Origin of the sequence: Synechococcus sp. A15-127 (assembly GCF_014280215.1) — a bacterium.
GTDB lineage: Bacteria > Cyanobacteriota > Cyanobacteriia > PCC-6307 > Cyanobiaceae > Parasynechococcus.
On sequence record NZ_CP047948.1, the window covers coordinates 119,404 to 137,024 of the forward strand.

Consider the following 17,621-nt stretch of genomic DNA (forward strand, 5'->3'; position numbering starts at 1 on the left):
GACTTACGTCATGGTGGCAGCGCCCACAACCGCGCCTGAGCTGAAGCTAGGCACCGACTGCGTCGTTGCAGATATCACCCAGGCAGCGTTCGGCCGCAAGGAGCTGGACATCGCCGAGACCGAGATGCCCGGTCTGATGGCGCTGCGTCAGAAATACGGCACTGAGAAGCCCCTGAAGGGGGCGCGCATCGCCGGTTCTCTCCACATGACGATCCAGACCGCCTGTCTGATCGAAACCCTCGTCGAACTCGGTGCCGAGGTGCGCTGGGCCTCCTGCAACATCTTCTCCACCCAGGACCATGCGGCTGCCGCCATCGCGGCACAGAGCATCCCGGTGTTCGCGGTCAAGGGTGAAACCCTTGAAGAGTACTGGGATTACACCCATCGCATCCTCGAGTGGGGCGATGGTGGTTCCCCCAACATGATCCTGGATGACGGCGGCGATGCCACCGGTCTGGTGATGCTGGGCAGCAAGGCGGAGCAGGACATCACTGTTCTGGAGAACCCCGCCAATGAGGAGGAGACCTACCTGTTTGCCTCCATCAAGAAGAAGCTGGCTCAGGATCCCAGCTTCTACAGCCGCACCAAGGCGCAGATCCAGGGCGTGACTGAGGAAACCACCACCGGTGTGGCCCGTCTCTACAAGATGCAGAAGAGCGGGGAGCTGCCCTTCCCTGCCATCAACGTCAACGACTCGGTCACCAAGAGCAAGTTTGACAATCTCTACGGCTGCCGCGAGTCGCTCGTCGACAGCATCAAGCGCGCCACCGATGTGATGGTGGCCGGCAAACAGGCGCTGGTGATGGGTTACGGCGATGTGGGCAAGGGCTCAGCCCAGTCCCTGCGCGGTCTCGGTGCCACCGTCTGCATCGCCGAAGTTGATCCCATCTGCGCCTTGCAGGCGGCCATGGAGGGTTACCGCGTTGTGCGTCTCGAGGACGTGGTCGAAGAGATGGACATCTTCGTGACCGCCACCGGCAATTACCAGGTGATCCGCAACGAGCACCTGCTGAAGATGAAGGACGAGGCGATCGTCTGCAACATCGGCCATTTCGACAATGAGATCGATGTCGCCTCCCTCAAGTCCTACGAGTGGGACAACATCAAGCCGCAGGTGGATCACATCACCCTGCCCAGCGGCAATCGGATCATCCTGCTGGCGGAAGGCCGTCTGGTGAACCTGGGCTGCGCCACCGGCCACCCCAGTTTCGTGATGAGCAATTCGTTCACCAACCAGGTGCTGGCTCAGATCGAGCTGTTCACCAAAGGGAGCGAATACGGCAAGGAGGTCTATGTGCTGCCCAAGCATCTCGATGAGATGGTGGCTCGTCTGCACCTCGACCGCATCGGCGCCAAGCTCACCGAGCTGAGCAAGGACCAGGCCGATTACATCAACGTGCCCGTGGAAGGTCCGTTCAAGCCCGACCACTACCGCTACTGATCGACCGCAGGCTCCTCAACCCCTCTGCCTCATGGAAGACTTGCGCGATCCCGCGCAGGCTCCATGGGGCTTTCTGATGTCATCACCCGCTTGCCGGAGCTGATCGGACAGGCTGTGGAAGCCAATCAGTGGCTGGGCTACACCGCGATCTTCGCGGCGATGTTCCTGGAGAATCTCTTTCCCCCGATCCCATCGGAGCTGATCATGCCGTTGGGTGGTTTTTACGTGCAGCAGGGCCAGCTGCAGCTGATCCCCGTGGTGATCGCCGGCCTGCTGGGAACGGTGCTGGGGGCGCTGCCCTGGTACGGCATCGGTCGACTGATCAATGAAGAGCGGATCGAGCAGTGGCTGGCCCGCCATGGTCGCTGGATCGGCATCAGCCCGGGGGAGCTGACCCGCTCCCGTCGCTGGTTCACGCGTTACGGCACCGCGTTGGTGTTCTGGGGCCGTCTGGTGCCAGGGATCCGCACCCTGATCTCGGTTCCCGCCGGAATCGAGATGATGCGGATGGCACCGTTTCTGATCTGGACCACCGCCGGCAGTCTGATCTGGACTCTGCTGCTCACCGTCGCCGGCATGGTGCTCGGTGAGGGGTACAGCAATGTTGAGGTCTGGATCGATCCCGTCTCCAAGCTTGTGAAGCTGCTGCTGGTGATCGCCGTGCTGGCCGGTGGGATCTGGCTGGGGTTGCGCGTCTGGCGCCGCAGGCAGTCCGGGGACTGACCGCAGCGCCGGGGTGCGGATCAGAAGGGAATCTCTTCATCCGAGGCCTGGCTGCCGCCGAAGTTGCCGGCAGCCTCCTGGTTGTCCCGCTTGGAGCCAAGCAGCTCCAGTCGGTCCACGCGGACCACGGGCTTGCTGCGCTCCTCACCGCTGTTGCGGTCCGTCCAGCGGTCGAGCTTGAAGCTGCCGATGATGCCCAGCTGGGAGCCCCTCTTCACATAATCCGCGGCGACCTGGGCCTGTTTGCCCCAGATTTCGAGGTTGAACCAGTCCGGTTCGTCGTCGCGGCTGCGGCGGTTCACGGCGAGGGTGAGGTTGGCCACCATGCTTCCGGATTCGAAGTAACGCACTTCGGGGTCGCGGCCGGCTCGACCGACGAGGGTGACGGAATTGACGCCCATAAAAAAGGTCTCCTAAGTCTTGAGAACAATGATGCGCCACGGTTCAGGTGGCTGCTTTCAAGGAGTTCCACCGTGGCCGGCGTCCGTCACAAGCTGACCCGTAGAACGCCCTTAAGATTCGGCGACTTGATCCGTGGACGTGCTTTTCCGACGTTTTCAGCTGTCCCGTGACATCGGCATCGACCTGGGCACGGCCAACACGCTGATCTACGTTTCCGGCCGCGGCATCGTTCTCCAGGAACCTTCCGTCGTCGCGCTCGATCTCGAGCGTGGAGCCACCCTGGCCGTTGGCGATGAGGCCAAGCTGATGCTGGGCCGGACCCCCGGCAACATCCGAGCCGTGCGTCCGCTGCGGGATGGCGTCATCGCGGATTTCGATGCGGCTGAGCAGATGCTCAAGACCTTCATCACCAAGGGCAATGAAGGGCGCGGCATCATGGCGCCGCGACTTGTGGTGGGGATTCCCAGCGGAGTCACCGGGGTTGAGCGGCGTGCCGTGCGTGAGGCCGGCATGGCCGGCGCCCGGGAGGTGCATCTGATCGATGAACCGGTGGCCGCTGCCATCGGTGCCGGACTTCCTGTCACCGAACCGGTCGGCACGATGATCGTGGACATCGGGGGTGGCACCACCGAGGTGGCCGTTCTCAGCCTGGGCGGGACGGTGCTGAGTGAATCCGTCCGCGTCGCCGGAGATGAGATCAGTGATTCGATCGGCGTCTACCTGAAGAAGGTGCACAACATGGTGGTGGGTGAGCGCACCGCCGAGGACATCAAGATCCGCATCGGCTCCGCCTTCCCCGATGACGCCTTCGACCAGGAATCCATGGATGTGCGCGGACTGCACCTGCTGTCCGGTCTTCCCCGCACCATCAACCTCAAGGCGGGTGATCTGCGTGAGGCGATCGCTGAGCCTCTCAACGTGATCGTCGAGGCCGTGAAGCGGACTCTCGAGCGCACGCCACCGGAACTGGCCGCTGACATCGTCGATCGCGGCATCATGCTGGCCGGGGGCGGAGCACTCGTGCGCGGCATCAGTGACCTGATCAGCCACGAAACCGGGATCTTCGTGCATGTGGCGGAGGATCCGCTGCTCTGTGTGGTTAACGGTTGCGGTCAGGTCCTCGAGGATTGGAAGCGTCTGCAACGGGTGGTCGACACACCGGAATTCGTCCGATCCGCGGCTGGCGCCTGATCCGATGGGGGCGTCCCTCTGGCCCGGTAACGGCCGTTGGCGTGCCCTCGGGCGGGTCGCCCCATGGCTCGCTCTGCTGCTGGGACTGCTGATGGTGCGACTGAGCAAGGGAGCGGGTTTCGCCGATGCCTATGCCCTGTTCAGTCGACCGTTCTGGCCTGGTCCGGCTCAGCGCGAATGGGTCTCATCCGCAGCTTCTCTGGAGGATCAGGCCCGTCTGTCCCTGCTGGAGCAGGACAATCAGCGCTTGCGTGATCTTCTGGAGCTGCAGAGGAACACCGGGGCCGACAGCACCGTGGCGGCTGCCGTGATCTCCCGCCAGCCACGCGGCTGGTGGCAGCAGCTGGAGCTGGGTAAGGGATCCTTGAACGGCATCCGCAACGCTGATGCCGTTCTCGGGCCGGGCGGACTGGTGGGACGCGTTCAGAGTGTCACCCCCACCACAGCCCGCGTTCGTCTGCTGACCGCTCCAGGCAGTGAGGTGGGGGTCTGGCTGCCCCGCTCCAGACGTCATGGACTGTTGGTGGGGCTCGGCACCCACCGTCCCCAGCTGCGCTTCATCGACAAGGATCTCGACGTGCGGGCCGGCGATTTGGTGAGCACCTCTCCCGCCAGCACGCTGTTGCCTCCGAATGTTCCCGTCGGCGTGATCCAGTCCGTGGATGAGCGTGCAGTTCCCGCTCCTAGGGCGGTGGTTCAGCTGATTGCGGCGCCGGAGGCGATCGACTGGGTTCAGGTGCGGATCGACTGAGCGATGGCCCGTCTGCATCGTCAACCGGGTTGCGTCGTCACAGCTCTGCTGGTGCCGGTGCTGAGTCTTGCCAGCCCGCCCTGGCTCGGACTCGATGGGGTGTCTCCGGCCTGGGCCGTGCTCTGGCTGTTGCCCTGGGCGCTGGTGGATGGACCGGTGTCGGGCGCCGTGGCGGGGATCGCTCTCGGCCTTGTGCTGGATGGCCTCAGCCTGGGAGGGGTGAGTCAGATTCCCGCGCTGCTGCTGCTGGGCTGGTGGTGGGGGCGACTGGGCCGACGACCCCCCGCGATTCAGCGCACGCTCAATCTCGGATTGCTGGCCTGGATCGGATCGGTGACGGTGGGGCTGAGTCATTTATTGCAGCTGGTGATCCAGGAGGGCTGGAGCTTTGATCCCTGGATGCGCAGCTGGGGCTTGCAGACCCTGCTCTGTCAGACCCTTGTCACGGCGCTGCTGGCACCGATGCTGGTCTCGATGCAGTTGTTGCTGTGGCGCAAAAGAGGCACGTCATGAACGGGCCGGTGACGCGACGGGAGCTGTTGCTCGGAGCCGCAGCCCTTGGCTTGGCCGCCTGCGGTCGGGGCGGCTCGCGAGCTGATGAGCTCAATCTCTGGACTCTCCAGCTGGCCCCCAAGTTCAACCCCTACTTCGATGATCTGCTGACGGTTTGGCGACAGCGGCGACCGCAGCTCCCCGTGCGCTGGACCGACCTGCCCTGGGGGTCTGTGGAGCGCAAGTTGCTGGCGGCGGTCTACGCACGCACCGCCCCGGATGTGGTGAATCTCAACCCACCGTTCGCGGCCAATCTGGCCAGCAAGGGAGGGTTGAGCGATCTCACGCCGCTGCTGCCCTCCGGTGCAGCGGAGCGCTATCTGCCGTCGGTCTGGCAGGCCTGCCGGGATCCGGAGGCCGGTCAGATCGCCATCCCCTGGTACCTCACCGTCAGGCTCAGCCTGGTGAATCGCCGCCTGCTGGAGGAGGCTGGGCTGGACTCTCCCCCCACCAGCTGGGATGCGGTGCCCGAGTTCGCCCGCCGAATCCGGGAACGGACCGGTCGTTATGGATTGTTCGTCACCGTGGTGCCTGATGACTCCGCCGAGATGCTGGAGTCGCTGGTGCAGATGGGCGTGGTCTTGCTCGACGGGCAGAGGCGAGCTGCGTTCAACAGTCCGTCCGGTCGGCGCGCCTTCCGCTTCTGGACGGATCTCTACCGGCAGGGTCTGCTGCCGCGAGAGGTGGTCAGTCAGGGCCAGCGACGGGCGATCGAGCTTTTCCAGAGCGGTGATCTGGCTCTCGCCGCCACCGGGGCGGAATTTCTGCGCAGCATTCAGACCAACGCCCCCGGCGTGGCGGCCGTGACCGAACCCCATCCGCCCCTCACCGGAGAGGACGGCACAGCCAATGTCGCCCTGATGACGCTGGCTGTTCCGCGCCAGAGCCGACATCCCGCCGAGGCCGTGGCCCTGGCCCTGTTTCTGACCGATGCTGCCAATCAGGCTCGTTTCGCCAGGGAGGCCAGGGTCCTGCCCTCATCCCAGCAGGCTCTTGAGCAGGTGCGCACGGCCCTCGACCAGGAGCAGCCCGATACAGCGGAGCAGGCGCAGATTCGAACCGCTCGTCTGCTCTCCGCCCGGATCCTTGATCAGGCCAGGGTTCTGGTGCCCGCTCTGCCAGGTATCAAACGGCTGCAGAAGATCGTTTACACCCAGCTGCAACGCGCGATGCTGGGCCAGATCGAGAGCGATGCGGCGCTGGCCATGGCTGCCGATGAGTGGGATCGTTACTCGCGGTCACGCTGGCCATGACGTCAATTCTTAAGGCAATACGTAAACCTTTCCTGTAACAGCTTGTTTGCGTCGGTTTCAACACTCTTGCCGGTAAGGTTGCAAGCGTTAACACCTGTAGCCAATGGCGGGCGGAGAGCCCTCGCAACCGAAGGCCACACTGCTTGTGGTCGACGACGAGGCAGCCGTCCGTCGCGTTCTGGTGATGCGTCTTCAGCTCGCCGGGTACCGCGTCGTCTGTGCTGAAGACGGAGAACAGGCGTTAGAGCTGTTTCACCGTGAAGCACCGGATCTGGTGGTGCTTGATGTGATGCTCCCCAAGCTGGATGGCTTTGCTGTCTGTCGGCGTCTGCGCGCTGAATCATGCGTTCCGATTATTTTTCTCTCAGCGGTTGAGGCGATTTCGGAACGCGTTGCCGGCCTCGATCTGGGCGCTGACGATTACCTCCCGAAACCCTTCAGTCCGAAGGAGCTGGAGGCGCGGATCGCCACCATTCTGCGACGGGTCGGTCGTGGTGCTGCCGTCGTTGAGACCCGCGAAATGCCGACGGGTCAGGGCATTCTGCGGGTCGGAGAGCTGGTGGTCGACACCAACCGTCGTCAGGTGACGCAGGCTGGTGAGCGCGTGAATCTCACCTACACGGAATTCAGCCTGCTTGAGCTGCTGTTCCGGGAGCCGGGCACGATTGTGCCCAGGGCTGAAATCCTTGAGCAGCTGTGGGGCTACCCACCGAGGCGATCAGCGGATCTTCGGGTGGTGGACGTGTATGTGGCGCGACTGCGGGGCAAACTCGAACCCGATCCCCGCAATCCAGAGCTGATTCTCACGGTTCGAGGAATTGGCTACGCCTCCCAGCGCCTCGGAGATCAGGGAGCCGTCGCCAGCGCCTGAGGCGGGACAACCAGCGACGCGGACGGGCAGGATGGCGCCCGTCTGCCCCTGCCGTCGTGTCTGATCTGCGTGACACCCGCCTGGAGAAGGCGCAAGCCCTTCAGGAGCTGGATCAAGGACCCTATGCCCTGACCTTCGAACCCAGCCATCGGATGGCGGCTCTTCAGCAGGAGCACGCCGACCTGCCCAAGGGTGAGGAGCGGGATGTGACCGTGTCCGTCGCAGGTCGGGTGATGACCCGCCGTGTGATGGGAAAGCTCGCCTTCTTCACCCTCGCCGATGAGACCGGAACCATTCAGCTGTTCCTTGAGAAGGCCTGCCTTGAGGCCCAGCAGGAGGGTTGGTTCAAGCAGATCACCTCGCTGGTGGATGCCGGCGACTGGCTAGGGGTGACCGGCATCCTGCGACGCACCGATCGCGGGGAACTCTCGGTGAAGGTGGGCGACTGGCGCATGCTCAGCAAGGCGCTGCAACCGCTGCCCGACAAGTGGCATGGCCTGGCGGATGTGGAAAAGCGCTATCGCCAGCGCTATCTGGATCTCGTGGTGTCCCCCCAGTCCCGGGAGACGTTCCGACGCCGTGCGCTGACGGTGAGCGGCATTCGCCGCTGGCTGGACGAGCGTCAGTTCCTCGAGATCGAGACGCCGGTGCTGCAGTCGGAGGCCGGGGGAGCGGATGCCCGCCCGTTCATCACCCATCACAACGCTCTGGATCTGCCGTTGTTCCTCCGGATTGCCACGGAGCTGCACTTGAAACGGCTGGTGGTGGGTGGGTTCGAGCGTGTGTACGAGCTGGGCCGCATCTTCCGGAACGAAGGGGTGAGCACCCGTCACAACCCTGAGTTCACGTCCGTGGAGGTGTATCAGGCGTACGCCGACTACATCACCATGATGGATCTCACCGAGTCGATGCTCGCCTCGGTCACCGAGCAGGTGTGTGGAGGCACCCGCCTGACGTATCAGGGCACGGACGTGGATCTGACGCCACCCTGGCGGCGCGCCACCATGCATGAGCTGGTGCAGGACGCCACCGGTCTGGACTTCACCGCCTTCAGCAGCCGTGATCAGGCCGCTGCCGCCATGGCAGAGGCGGGGCTCGAGGTGCCGGAGAAGGCAGACAGCATCGGCCGTCTTCTGAACGAGGCCTTCGAACAACGGGTGGAGACAACGCTGATCCAGCCCACGTTCGTGACCGACTACCCGATCGAGATCTCCCCGCTGGCCCGCAAGCACCGCAGCAAACCCGGTCTTGTGGAGCGCTTTGAGCTGTTCATCGTCGGGCGCGAGACCGCCAATGCCTTCAGCGAGTTGATCGATCCCGTCGATCAGCGTCAGCGGCTGGAAGCCCAGCAGGCCCGCAAGGCGGCCGGTGATCTGGAGGCGCAGGGGCTGGATGAGGATTTCGTCCAGGCCTTGGAGGTGGGAATGCCTCCCACAGGGGGCCTGGGCATCGGCATCGATCGGCTGGTGATGCTGCTCACTGACAGTCCGTCGATCCGTGATGTGATCGCCTTCCCGCTGCTCAGGCCCGAAGCGAAGGCGGATGGCCCCTCTACAGTGGATAATTAGGACAGTGGCATTGTCGAGATCCCATGAGTGGTGAGCGCGTAGGGTTTCGCTTCAAACACGCCGATGCGGTAGTCAAGCGCAATCCCCAGGGCCGTTCCCGCCGGGGTTGGGTGATGGAGCCGGTGGAGCAGACCACCAGCCGTGGCACGAAGATGCCGGCCTATCGGATCCGCTGGCGCGACAGTGAGCGCCCTGAGATCGTCCTGCAGCACATGCTGATCGCCGATCCTGATCCCACTCCTCCCCCCGAGGGCGTCAGTCTTGAACCTCCGGCACCGAAGGCCTGAGCTTTCAGTCGCTGAAGCCTGCGTCCCGGCGCATGCGCTTCAGCTCCTGTTCCGCTTCGAACAGAGCCCAGTCGCGGTCCAGATCCTTCCGGTTCGCTGATTCAGGCTGACGATTCAATGCGTTGAGCTGACCGTCCACTTCCTCAAAGCGGCGTCCGAGATTCTCGAGGTCACTCCAGAGGGTGCGTCCCTGGGTCATCAGCTCATCCATGTGCCGACGGGCCCGATCCGCCAGATCCGTCGCCCCGGCCTGGTCAGCCCGCTGAATCCGCTCCCGCCAGTCCCTCACCTGGTCGGCGAGTGCCAGTAGCTGCCGGCGCTGTTCCTCAGCGTCCTGTTGCAGTTGCAGTCGCTGCCGCTTCAGGGCTGAGGCCCGATCCTGCTGGTGCTGGTCCTGAAACAGCTGGTCCTGGACCGGGTTGTTGCGGAGAAACTCCGACAGACGCTTGTCGAGCTCACGCTCCAGCTGCTCCAACCAGGTGCTCATGGCTGGTCGGCAGGAGTGGTGATCAGGGGCTTCTCGATCTCTTTGAGCAACGGTTCGATGGCTCGCGTCTTGGAGTTCAGGATCATCTGCGTGAGCTGAGCCGCCTTCACCTCACCGACATCGCCTTCCAGTTGCCCGAGGCGATCGAAGGCTCTCATGTAGAGCGCTTCGAGTTCGCTGATCAGTTGCTCGCGCTGGGATCGGATCGCTTCACGCCGTTCGTCCTGCTTCATAACGCTGCCGAGGTCACCGATCAGTCTGCCGGTTCCAGCCAGTGCAGCGACAGCGTGTCGTGCGGGTCATGCCAGCGTTGCCGGATCCGCCAGCCCGCTCTGGAGGCCAGTTCAGCGGCGGCTTCCGGGCTGTATTTGACGCTGTGTTCCGTGATCCAGGCTTCACCCTCGGCGAATGCCCAGTTCTGCTGCGCGAGTTGCACGGTCTGCTTGCAGCGGCTCACCAGCGCCATCTCAATGCGCTGCTGCTGCGGCTGCCATTGGGCCCTGTAGTGAAACTGCTCGGGTCGGGCGTTTCCGTTCAGCTCCCGGTTGAGCCGATGCAGCAGATTCCGGGCGAAGGCGGCTGAGACGCCGGCAGCATCGTTGTAGGCGGCTTCGAGCAGGCCGGGATCGCGGGGTTGGTCCAGCCCGAGCAGCAACGGGCCACCGGCCAGCAGTCGCCGGAAGCGTTCCAGAACGGAGACGGCATCCTGCGGTTGGAAATTCCCCAGCGAGCTGCCTGGGAAAAAACCGATGCGTCGCGTTCCCTGCAAGCGGGGATGGTGCGGCAGGGCGTCCAGAGTGCTGTGATCGCAGCAGATGCCAAGCATCGGGGTGTCCCGGTGCCCCTCCGCCAACGCGCTGAGGGAGTCCTCCAGAGCCGTCCGGCTGATGTCCAGGGCGATGAAGGCAGGGGGGCGCAGCGCCGTCAGCAATGGATCCACCTTGCGGGCGTTGCCGATCCCGAATTCCACCACCACGCCCTCACCCACGGCAGAGGCGATCTCTGGCGCCCGCTGTTCGAGCAGGGTGATCTCCGTGCGGGTGAGGGTGTATTCAGGCTGGTCGCAGATCTCGGCGAACAGCCGTGATCCCTCGGCGTCGTAGAGCAGCCAGGCCGGCAGCTGTTTCGGCTGCTGGGCCAGGCCTGCCTCCACCAGCCGATGCAGGTCGGCCGGCGCAGGATGCAGATCAATCAGCTCGACACTCATCGGGCCAGGCGCACTCCCGACGCCATCCAGCGGCTGGCGGGAGGGAAGAAATTTCTGTAAGTGTCTCGGGCATGGCCGTGGGGCGTCAGCCAGCAGCTGCCCCGCAGCACGAACTGGGAACTCATGAATTTGCCGTTGTATTCCCCGATGGCGCCGTCCGGTGGTGTGAAGCCCGGGTAAGGGCGGTAAGGGCTTGCCGTCCACTGCCAGAGAGCGTCGTGAGCAGCGGCGATTCGCTCGCCGTGCTGCGTCACGGCCACTTCCCATTCCGCTTCAACCGGCAGACGGGCCCCGCTCCAACGGGCGAATGCATCGGCTTCAAACCAGCTCAGATGACGGACCGGTGCAGCGGGATCGAGCGGTTGGCGTCCGGCCAGGGTGAATTCGTCCTGCCATTCGGCCGCTTCCCCGCTGCCGAGCCAGTAACGCGGGGCCTGCCAGTTCAGCCGCTGCCGCAGCCCCCAGCCCTCACTCATCCACAGCTCCGGTCGCTGATACCCGCCATCGGCGACAAACGCCCGGTAGTCGGCGTTGCTCACCAGTTGCGTCGCCAGCTCGAACGGCTCCAGCCACACCCGGTGTCGTGGCCCCTCGTTGTCGAAATGAAAGCCTGTGCCGCTGTGACCGATCTCCATCAGTCCCCCATCGCAGGTCAGCCAACCCGCGTTGCTCACCCGAAGGGTCAGATCCGCGTCCGCTGCGTAGGTCGGTTCAAGCGGCTGACGGCTGAATCCGTCCAACAGGTCCATCAGCAGCAGCTCCTGATGCTGCTGTTCGTGATGCAGCCCCAGTTCAGCCACCGGATGCAGCTCCAGGCAGGAGCGGTCGAGCAGTTGTTCCAGTCCGAGATCGATCCGGCGGCGCCAGGCCAGCACCTCCCTGATGGTGGGTCTGCTCAGCAGCCCCCGTTGCGGCCGGGGATGCCGTTCCCCGACAGCCTCGTAATAGGAATTGAACTGATAGCTCCAGCGCGGATCGCAGGCGGTGTGGCCCGGCAGATGCGGCTGCAGCAGAAAGGTGTCGAAGAACCAGGTGGTGTGGGCCAGATGCCATTTCGGAGGGCTGGCGTCCTCCATGCCCTGGAGAACCAGATCCTCCGGTTCCAGCGGTGAGATCAGGGCTTCGCTTCGACGCCGCACCTCCAGAAGGGTCTCGAGCAGCACGAGATAGGGATGCGCTGGCCCGGACCCTAAGAGAAGAGGCAATGTCAACGGCCGAACCGTCGGTACGATCAGCCAGCCCACTGAAGCAGCGTCGGCTTGTGAGCGAATCCAGCGCCTTGGGTGCCGGTACCGTCCTGGCGCAGCGTTACCGCCTGGAAGACCTCCTGAGCGAGGGCGATCCCATCCAGGGTCGGCTTTGGCGTGCCCTGGACACCCTGGCCGGAGACACCCCCCTGGTGATCCGCCAGGTTCAGAGTTCCGAATCCCGCCAGCGGTTTCAGCAGATCTGGCCGCGGCTGCAGTCTCTGCTGCATCCACAGCTGCCGCGCTGCGGTGAACTGCTGGAGTCTCACGGCAGCCTCTGGACGGTGCGGGACTGGCAGGAGGGCGAGGCCTACAGCCTGATCCTGAGCCAACGCAGCGAGCGACAGATGGTGTTCGGTGCAGGGGAGGTTCTGCTGCTGCTGCGTCAGACCCTGCCACTGCTGGCGGTGATCAACGGTCGCGGTCTGGTGCATGGGGATGTCAATCCCCGCAACCTGCTGCGACGTCACAGTGACGGTCTGCCGGTGCTGCTGGATTTCGGCCTGGTCCAGATCTGTGGAGAGGCTCCTCTGGCCGGTGCAACGCCGGGCTATGCCCCCCGTGCCCAGGGTCGTTCGGAACCCTGCGCGCCCTGGATGGATCTGCATGGCCTCGGGGTCACCGCGCTGGTGCTGCTCAGCGGCCGCACCCCTGAGAGCCTGATCGCCTCGGATGGAGGAGGATGGTCATGGCCGGATCAGCTCGAGCTGCAGCCTGAATTTCGAGCCGTGCTCGAGCGATTGCTGCTCGAAGACCCGGACAGGCGCTTTGCCGACGCTGCCCAGGTGCTGGCCGCGCTCGAGCCGCTGTCGATGCCGGACAGCATCGGCCCCATCGCCCGAGCCGATCGGACCGTGGTGCTTGCTCCCCGGGCCGCGGGCCGTCCGGCTCCGGATCTGCCTTCGCTCAGGAGCCCGGCTGACCCTGTTCCCGCCGCGGATCCCACATCCATGCGCCGCAGTCGAGCCGAAGCACGGGAGCAGGGAGCCGAGGGAGGCCTCTGGCCGGTGGTGCTGGCCCTCGCTCTCTCCGCCATCGCCGGCACAGCCATCGGCTGGTACGTGTTGTCGCGGGGAGCCTCCCGGGACACGGCTCCCTCCACCAGTCGCGATGTGGTGGGTCGTTCCCAGGGCATGAGTCTGCCGCCGGCGGAGGTGGATGAACGGCAGAAGCTGCTCAGTCGTCTGCGGGCCTTGCAGGTCGACCGAACCTGGTTTCTCAAGCTGGTGGACAGCAGCCTGCTGGCTCGATTCCCGGAACGGGGCGGACGGCTGCCGTCCGATTCCCTGGAGGACGCCCCGCTGCGCCGCGTCTGGAATGATCTGGCGGAAGAGTGGCTCGCCCGCATCGAGCGGCTCCCGCCAGGGATGCGCTCCAGGCTTGGCCAGCTGAAGGAGACGGACTGGCGCAAGCAGCGGCAGGACCTGGTCAGTCAGGGTGTGAACGGCACGGTGGTGGAGCAGTTGGTCAGTGCCGGAGCCCGTGACCTGCTGCCCGGCGATATCCAGGGCCGCAGGCCTGAAGAGCCCTATCGCCAGCTCTGGTATGCCGCCGCCATCCAGAGCCTTTCCGAGGTGACGATCGAGAACGTCACGGCCAAACCAGGCACGGCCACGAATCTGTCGCTGCGGGTGCCGTCGGGCGGCGCCCGACTGATCTCAGTGATCGTTCCGGCCGGCCATGATCTGGTGCTGGGCATCAACGGCACGCCGCTGATGCAGATGACCATCTTTGGAGCGCAGGGTCAGGTGGAGAAGCAGCGAGGCCCCCTGAGGGTGGTCACCCTGCCGGCGGCGGCGGGCTCACCTGTGCAGGTTCTGGTCACCAACGAAGGGGTGTCTGCGGGTCTGCTGACGCTCTCCTGCCGGGCCGATCGTGCCGGCCGGCCCCCTCTTCCGGCCATTGATCCCAATCCGTTCCCTGATCCCGCCACAGGAACGCCCAGCACGCCAGCGGCCCCGAACCCCCAGCCGCAGCCTGGCCGTCCACCCTCCGTCCAGTCCGACGGAAGACCGTCCACGGAGGCACCGTCCTCTGCTCCCAGGCCCCCTGGCGTTCCCATGCAGGAGAACGACTTCGACCTGATGGATTAGAGCCGGGCGATCGCTGCCCGGACCTCCTTCTTGCTCTGCTTCTCCTTCTCGGCAGCGCGCTTGTCGTGCAGCTTGCGGCCCTTGCCGAGACCAATGGTGAGCTTGATCCAGGAGCCCTTGAGATGGATGTTTAGGGGCACCAGGGTCAGTCCCTTCTGATCGAGCTGGCCGCGCAGTTTGTCGATCTCGCGCCGATGGGCCAGCAGCCGTCTGGTGCGCAGTGGGTCGTGGTTGAAGTAACTGCCCGCATGGCTGTGGGGCGAGATGTGCACGTTGTGCAGCTGCAGTTCTCCGTTGCGGATCAGGCAGAAGCCGTCCCGAAGGTTGGCTTTGCCGGCACGGATCGATTTCACTTCCGTTCCGACCAGTTCGATGCCGGTTTCGAGGGTTTCCAGAATCTCGTATTGATGGCGTGCCTGACGGTTGTCCGCCAGAAGACGGTTGGCCGCTGCCCGTGCCGCTGCCGCCGCGGCTTTCTTGCTCCCGCCTTTCGCCATACCTACGCCTCCGTCTCCCGACCCTATCCAGAGCTGGGTACCCTGCCTGTATGGCGATCGTCTCCTCCAATGCCGGCGGGCGGGCACCGCGCCGCGAGGCCATGCTCGATGCCAAGCCGCTGCCGGAGGAGGCTGCAGCCAAACCCGATGACGGGCTGCGGCCTCGACGCTTGAGCGATTACATCGGCCAGCCAGAGCTGAAGCAGGTGCTGGGCATTGCAGTGCAGGCGGCCATGGGCCGCGGCGAAGCCCTGGATCACGTTCTGCTGTACGGCCCGCCTGGCCTCGGCAAGACCACCATGGCGCTGGTGCTGGCGGAGGAGCTCGGGGTCAGCTGCCGGATCACCAGTGCTCCCGCACTGGAACGCCCCCGCGACATCGTCGGGCTGCTGGTGAATCTGCAGCCGCGGGAGCTCCTGTTCATCGATGAGATCCATCGGCTGACCCGTGTGGCGGAGGAGCTGCTCTATCCGGCGATGGAAGACCGTCGTCTGGATCTCACGGTCGGCAAGGGAAGCACTGCACGCACCCGCTCCCTTGATCTGCCTCCGTTCACCCTGGTGGGGGCCACCACCCGTGCCGGATCGCTCAGCTCACCGCTGCGGGACCGCTTCGGCCTGATTCAGCGCCTGGAGTTTTATGGCCAGGAGGATCTCGAAGCGATCGTGGCGCGCACGGCCGGTCTGCTGGGGGTGAACCTCACCCCACAGGCCTGTGCCCGCATCGCCGGCAGCTGTCGCGGTACCCCGCGCATCGCCAACCGTCTGCTGCGCCGGGTCCGCGACGTGGCCACGGTTCAGGGTGCCGGCGAAGCCGTGGATGAGCCGCTGGTCCGTCAGGCTCTCAGCTTGCACCGGGTGGATGACCGCGGACTGGATGCCAGCGACCGCCGGCTTCTCTCCCTGCTGCTGGAACATCACGACGGCGGACCTGTCGGTCTTGAGACGCTCGCGGCGGCTCTTGGCGAGGATCCCGCGACGCTGGAGGCCGTAATCGAGCCTTACCTCCTGCAGCAGGGTCTGCTGCTGCGCACCCCGCGTGGTCGCATTGTCACTGATGCCGCTCGCCGGCATCTGGGATCTGTGGAGGCTGCATGAAGGCGTTGCTGACGCTGGCGGTGCTGAGCCTGCTGCTGTTCGGTGCGTTCCCGGCCGTGGCTCTCGAAGGGGAGGTGCTCTACGGGCAGGCTCTGAGCGCCAGCCGTGAGGGGGATTTCGTGCGGGCGCTGCCGCTTTGGAACAGCGTTCTCGAGGTTCTGCCTGAGGATCCCGCCGCCCTCAGCAACCGCGGCAATGTGCGCCTGGCCCTCGGTGATACCACAGGTGCCATTGACGATCAGACTCGTGCCATCGCCCTGGCCCCTGAGGAAGCCGATCCTCATCTGAATCGGGGCACCGCGGAAGAGGCCCTGCAGGACTGGTCAGCGGCGGCGGCGGATTACCTCTGGATTCTGGATCGCGATCCCATGGAGGCCTCCGCCCTCTACAACCTGGGCAATGTGCGTGGCTCCGAAGGGGACTGGGCCGAAGCCCGTTCGCTCTACGGGCGTGCGTCAGAGGCCAGGCCGGGATTCGCGATGGCTCGTTCCAGTGAGGCACTGGCGGCCTGGCAGGAGGGTGACCAGATCTGGGCCGAGGCGGAGCTGCGCAAATTGATCCGGCGCTATCCGCTGTTCGCCGATGCCCGTGCTGCCCTCAGCGCTCTGCTGTGGCAACGCGGAGCGTCCGGCGAAGCGGAGAGCCACTGGGCCGCCGCCTCCGGTCTGGACAACCGCTACAGGGATGGCGAGTGGCTGCTGCAGATCCGGCGCTGGCCCCCTGTTCCAATAGCGGATCTGATGGCATTCCTGGCGCTTGACAGCCGATGACCGTGCTCGATCTGTTGCCCGAGGCGCTTCCCGAGTTGATCGAGCTGCGGCGTCATCTGCATGCCCATCCGGAACTGAGTGGTGAAGAACACCAGACCGCTGCTCTGGTGGCTGGTGAACTGAGGCGCGCCGGCTGGCGTGTGCGTGAAGCGGTCGGCCGCACGGGTGTGCTTGCGGAACTTGGTCCGGACCACGGCCCCACCGTTGGTCTGCGCGTTGACATGGATGCTCTGCCGGTGGAGGAACGCACCGGGCTGCCTCATGCCTCCCGGCGTCAGGGGGTGATGCATGCCTGCGGGCACGATCTGCACACCTGCATCGGTCTTGGGGTGGCCCGTTTGCTGGCGGCCGACGACGGGCTGTCCACCCGGGTGCGCCTGCTGTTCCAGCCTGCTGAAGAACTCGCCCAGGGGGCGGTCTGGATGCGCGATGCCGGAGCGGTGGAGGGGCTGGATGCTCTGTTCGGTGTGCATGTCGTGCCGAACCTGCCGGCCGGATCGGTCGGCATCCGCAGCGGTTGCCTGACGGCTGCTGCCGGGGAGCTGGAGATCACGGTGCACGGGGAGGGGGGCCATGGCGCCCGTCCCCATGAGGCGGTGGATGCGATCTGGATCGCGGCCAGGGTGGTGACGGAGCTGCAGCAGACGATCGCTCGCCGATTGAATGCGCTGCAGCCGGTGGTGATCAGTTTTGGGCGGATTGAGGGCGGCAGGGCGTTCAATGTGATCACGGATCGCGTGCGGCTGCTGGGTACGGTGCGTTGCCTGGATCTGGCTCTGCACGAGCGGCTGCCGGGCTGGATCGAAGAGACGGTTCAGGGCATCTGCCGAGCCGCCGGCGGAGATGCGGATGTGCGGTACCGGTGCATTGCGCCGCCGGTGCACAACGATCCGGAACTCACCGCTCTGATGGAGCGCTGCGCCGTGGAAAGGCTGGGATGCACCAGGGTTGTGGCAGTGGAGCAACCCTCCCTGGGGGCCGAGGATTTCGCCGAACTGCTGCGGGATGTGCCGGGCACCATGCTTCGGCTCGGGGTGGCTGGACCGCAGGGTTGTGCACCCCTGCATCACTGTCGCTTTGATCCGGACGAGGCCTCACTGCCGGTTGGCATCGAGGTGCTGACGGCAACGCTGCAGGCCTGGATGCTGGAGCGTCAGACGCCGTGAGGAAACTGATGCCTGTGT

General features: G+C 65.1%; 19 protein-coding genes. 13 read left to right on the forward strand and 6 right to left on the reverse strand.

Annotated features, from left to right (window positions below; genetic code table 11):
• Positions 1 to 10: 10 nt before the first annotated feature.
• Both ahcY and SynA15127_RS00610 read left to right on the forward strand, forming a co-directional pair.
• Complete coding sequence (ahcY, locus tag SynA15127_RS00605) at positions 11 to 1,441, forward strand: adenosylhomocysteinase (protein ID WP_186484599.1); 1,431 nt, start codon at positions 11 to 13, stop codon at positions 1,439 to 1,441.
• Between the two features lie 63 nt (positions 1,442 to 1,504).
• Entirely contained in the window at positions 1,505 to 2,164 is a 660-nt protein-coding gene (locus SynA15127_RS00610) for a DedA family protein (RefSeq protein WP_186484600.1), read from the forward strand.
• Between the two features lie 20 nt (positions 2,165 to 2,184).
• On the opposite strand, the gene SynA15127_RS00615 is transcribed toward SynA15127_RS00610, so the two are convergent.
• Positions 2,185 to 2,565 (reverse strand): single-stranded DNA-binding protein, encoded by a 381-nt coding sequence (locus SynA15127_RS00615; protein ID WP_043694217.1) that lies wholly within the window; start codon positions 2,563 to 2,565, stop codon positions 2,185 to 2,187.
• 139 nt (positions 2,566 to 2,704) lie between these two features.
• Between SynA15127_RS00615 and SynA15127_RS00620 the strand changes: the two genes are divergently transcribed.
• The 7 genes from SynA15127_RS00620 (at position 2,705) to SynA15127_RS00650 (ending at position 9,039) form a co-directional block, all read left to right on the forward strand.
• Positions 2,705 to 3,757, forward strand: coding sequence for a rod shape-determining protein (locus SynA15127_RS00620; RefSeq protein WP_186485506.1), 1,053 nt, complete (start codon positions 2,705 to 2,707; stop codon positions 3,755 to 3,757).
• Positions 3,758 to 3,761: 4 nt separating this feature from the next.
• A complete protein-coding gene (gene mreC / locus SynA15127_RS00625) occupies positions 3,762 to 4,508 on the forward strand; it encodes a rod shape-determining protein MreC (RefSeq protein ID WP_186484601.1) in 747 nt (248 codons plus the stop codon).
• 3 nt (positions 4,509 to 4,511) lie between these two features.
• Positions 4,512 to 5,021, forward strand: a complete 510-nt coding sequence (locus SynA15127_RS00630) for a rod shape-determining protein MreD (RefSeq protein WP_186484602.1) — start codon at positions 4,512 to 4,514, stop codon at positions 5,019 to 5,021.
• On the forward strand, positions 5,018 to 6,313 hold the full coding sequence (locus SynA15127_RS00635) for a sugar ABC transporter substrate-binding protein (RefSeq protein ID WP_186484603.1): 1,296 nt from the start codon (positions 5,018 to 5,020) through the stop codon (positions 6,311 to 6,313). Before SynA15127_RS00630 ends, SynA15127_RS00635 begins: the two co-directional genes overlap by 4 nt.
• Before the next feature lie 103 nt (positions 6,314 to 6,416).
• On the forward strand, positions 6,417 to 7,184 hold the full coding sequence (gene rpaB, locus SynA15127_RS00640; RefSeq protein WP_186484604.1) for a response regulator transcription factor RpaB: 768 nt from the start codon (positions 6,417 to 6,419) through the stop codon (positions 7,182 to 7,184).
• Positions 7,185 to 7,240: 56 nt separating this feature from the next.
• The gene (gene lysS / locus SynA15127_RS00645) at positions 7,241 to 8,752 is read left to right on the forward strand and encodes a lysine--tRNA ligase (RefSeq protein ID WP_186484605.1); all 1,512 of its coding nucleotides are present in this window, start codon (positions 7,241 to 7,243) and stop codon (positions 8,750 to 8,752) included.
• A 23-nt stretch (positions 8,753 to 8,775) separates the two neighbouring features.
• Positions 8,776 to 9,039: a hypothetical protein gene (locus SynA15127_RS00650; protein WP_006851112.1), complete on the forward strand. Its 264-nt coding sequence runs from the start codon at positions 8,776 to 8,778 to the stop codon at positions 9,037 to 9,039.
• Positions 9,040 to 9,043: 4 nt separating this feature from the next.
• Here the strand turns inward: SynA15127_RS00650 and SynA15127_RS00655 are convergent, their stop codons facing one another.
• The 4 genes from SynA15127_RS00655 to egtB are packed head-to-tail and all read right to left on the reverse strand — an operon-like array spanning position 9,044 to position 11,896.
• Positions 9,044 to 9,526, reverse strand: a complete 483-nt coding sequence (locus SynA15127_RS00655) for a hercynine metabolism protein (RefSeq protein ID WP_186484606.1) — start codon at positions 9,524 to 9,526, stop codon at positions 9,044 to 9,046.
• On the reverse strand, positions 9,523 to 9,759 hold the full coding sequence (locus tag SynA15127_RS00660) for a hercynine metabolism small protein (protein ID WP_043694245.1): 237 nt from the start codon (positions 9,757 to 9,759) through the stop codon (positions 9,523 to 9,525). The genes SynA15127_RS00655 and SynA15127_RS00660 overlap by 4 nt, the downstream gene beginning before the upstream one ends.
• A gap of 20 nt (positions 9,760 to 9,779) precedes the next feature.
• Complete coding sequence (gene egtD / locus SynA15127_RS00665) at positions 9,780 to 10,733, reverse strand: L-histidine N(alpha)-methyltransferase (protein WP_186484607.1); 954 nt, start codon at positions 10,731 to 10,733, stop codon at positions 9,780 to 9,782.
• Positions 10,730 to 11,896 (reverse strand): ergothioneine biosynthesis protein EgtB, encoded by a 1,167-nt coding sequence (egtB, locus tag SynA15127_RS00670; protein WP_186484608.1) that lies wholly within the window; start codon positions 11,894 to 11,896, stop codon positions 10,730 to 10,732. The genes egtD and egtB overlap by 4 nt, the downstream gene beginning before the upstream one ends.
• A 41-nt stretch (positions 11,897 to 11,937) precedes the next feature.
• On the opposite strand from egtB, the gene SynA15127_RS00675 reads away from it, so the two are divergent.
• Positions 11,938 to 14,073, forward strand: a complete 2,136-nt coding sequence (locus tag SynA15127_RS00675; protein ID WP_186484609.1) for a serine/threonine protein kinase — start codon at positions 11,938 to 11,940, stop codon at positions 14,071 to 14,073.
• Here the strand turns inward: SynA15127_RS00675 and smpB are convergent.
• Complete coding sequence (smpB, locus tag SynA15127_RS00680) at positions 14,070 to 14,570, reverse strand: SsrA-binding protein SmpB (RefSeq protein ID WP_186484610.1); 501 nt, start codon at positions 14,568 to 14,570, stop codon at positions 14,070 to 14,072. The two genes, SynA15127_RS00675 and smpB, sit on opposite strands and share 4 nt — an antisense overlap.
• Before the next feature lie 50 nt (positions 14,571 to 14,620).
• Here smpB and ruvB point away from each other — a divergent pair, with 50 nt between their 5' ends.
• Genes ruvB through SynA15127_RS00695 form a run of 3 tightly spaced genes read left to right on the forward strand, consistent with a single transcriptional unit; the run spans position 14,621 to position 17,603 of the window.
• Positions 14,621 to 15,667 (forward strand): Holliday junction branch migration DNA helicase RuvB, encoded by a 1,047-nt coding sequence (gene ruvB / locus SynA15127_RS00685; protein ID WP_186484611.1) that lies wholly within the window; start codon positions 14,621 to 14,623, stop codon positions 15,665 to 15,667.
• The gene (locus tag SynA15127_RS00690) at positions 15,664 to 16,437 is read left to right on the forward strand and encodes a tetratricopeptide repeat protein (protein ID WP_186484612.1); all 774 of its coding nucleotides are present in this window, start codon (positions 15,664 to 15,666) and stop codon (positions 16,435 to 16,437) included. Before ruvB ends, SynA15127_RS00690 begins: the two co-directional genes overlap by 4 nt.
• Positions 16,434 to 17,603: an amidohydrolase gene (locus tag SynA15127_RS00695; RefSeq protein WP_186484613.1), complete on the forward strand. Its 1,170-nt coding sequence runs from the start codon at positions 16,434 to 16,436 to the stop codon at positions 17,601 to 17,603. Before SynA15127_RS00690 ends, SynA15127_RS00695 begins: the two co-directional genes overlap by 4 nt.
• The last annotated feature ends 18 nt before the right edge of the window (positions 17,604 to 17,621 follow it).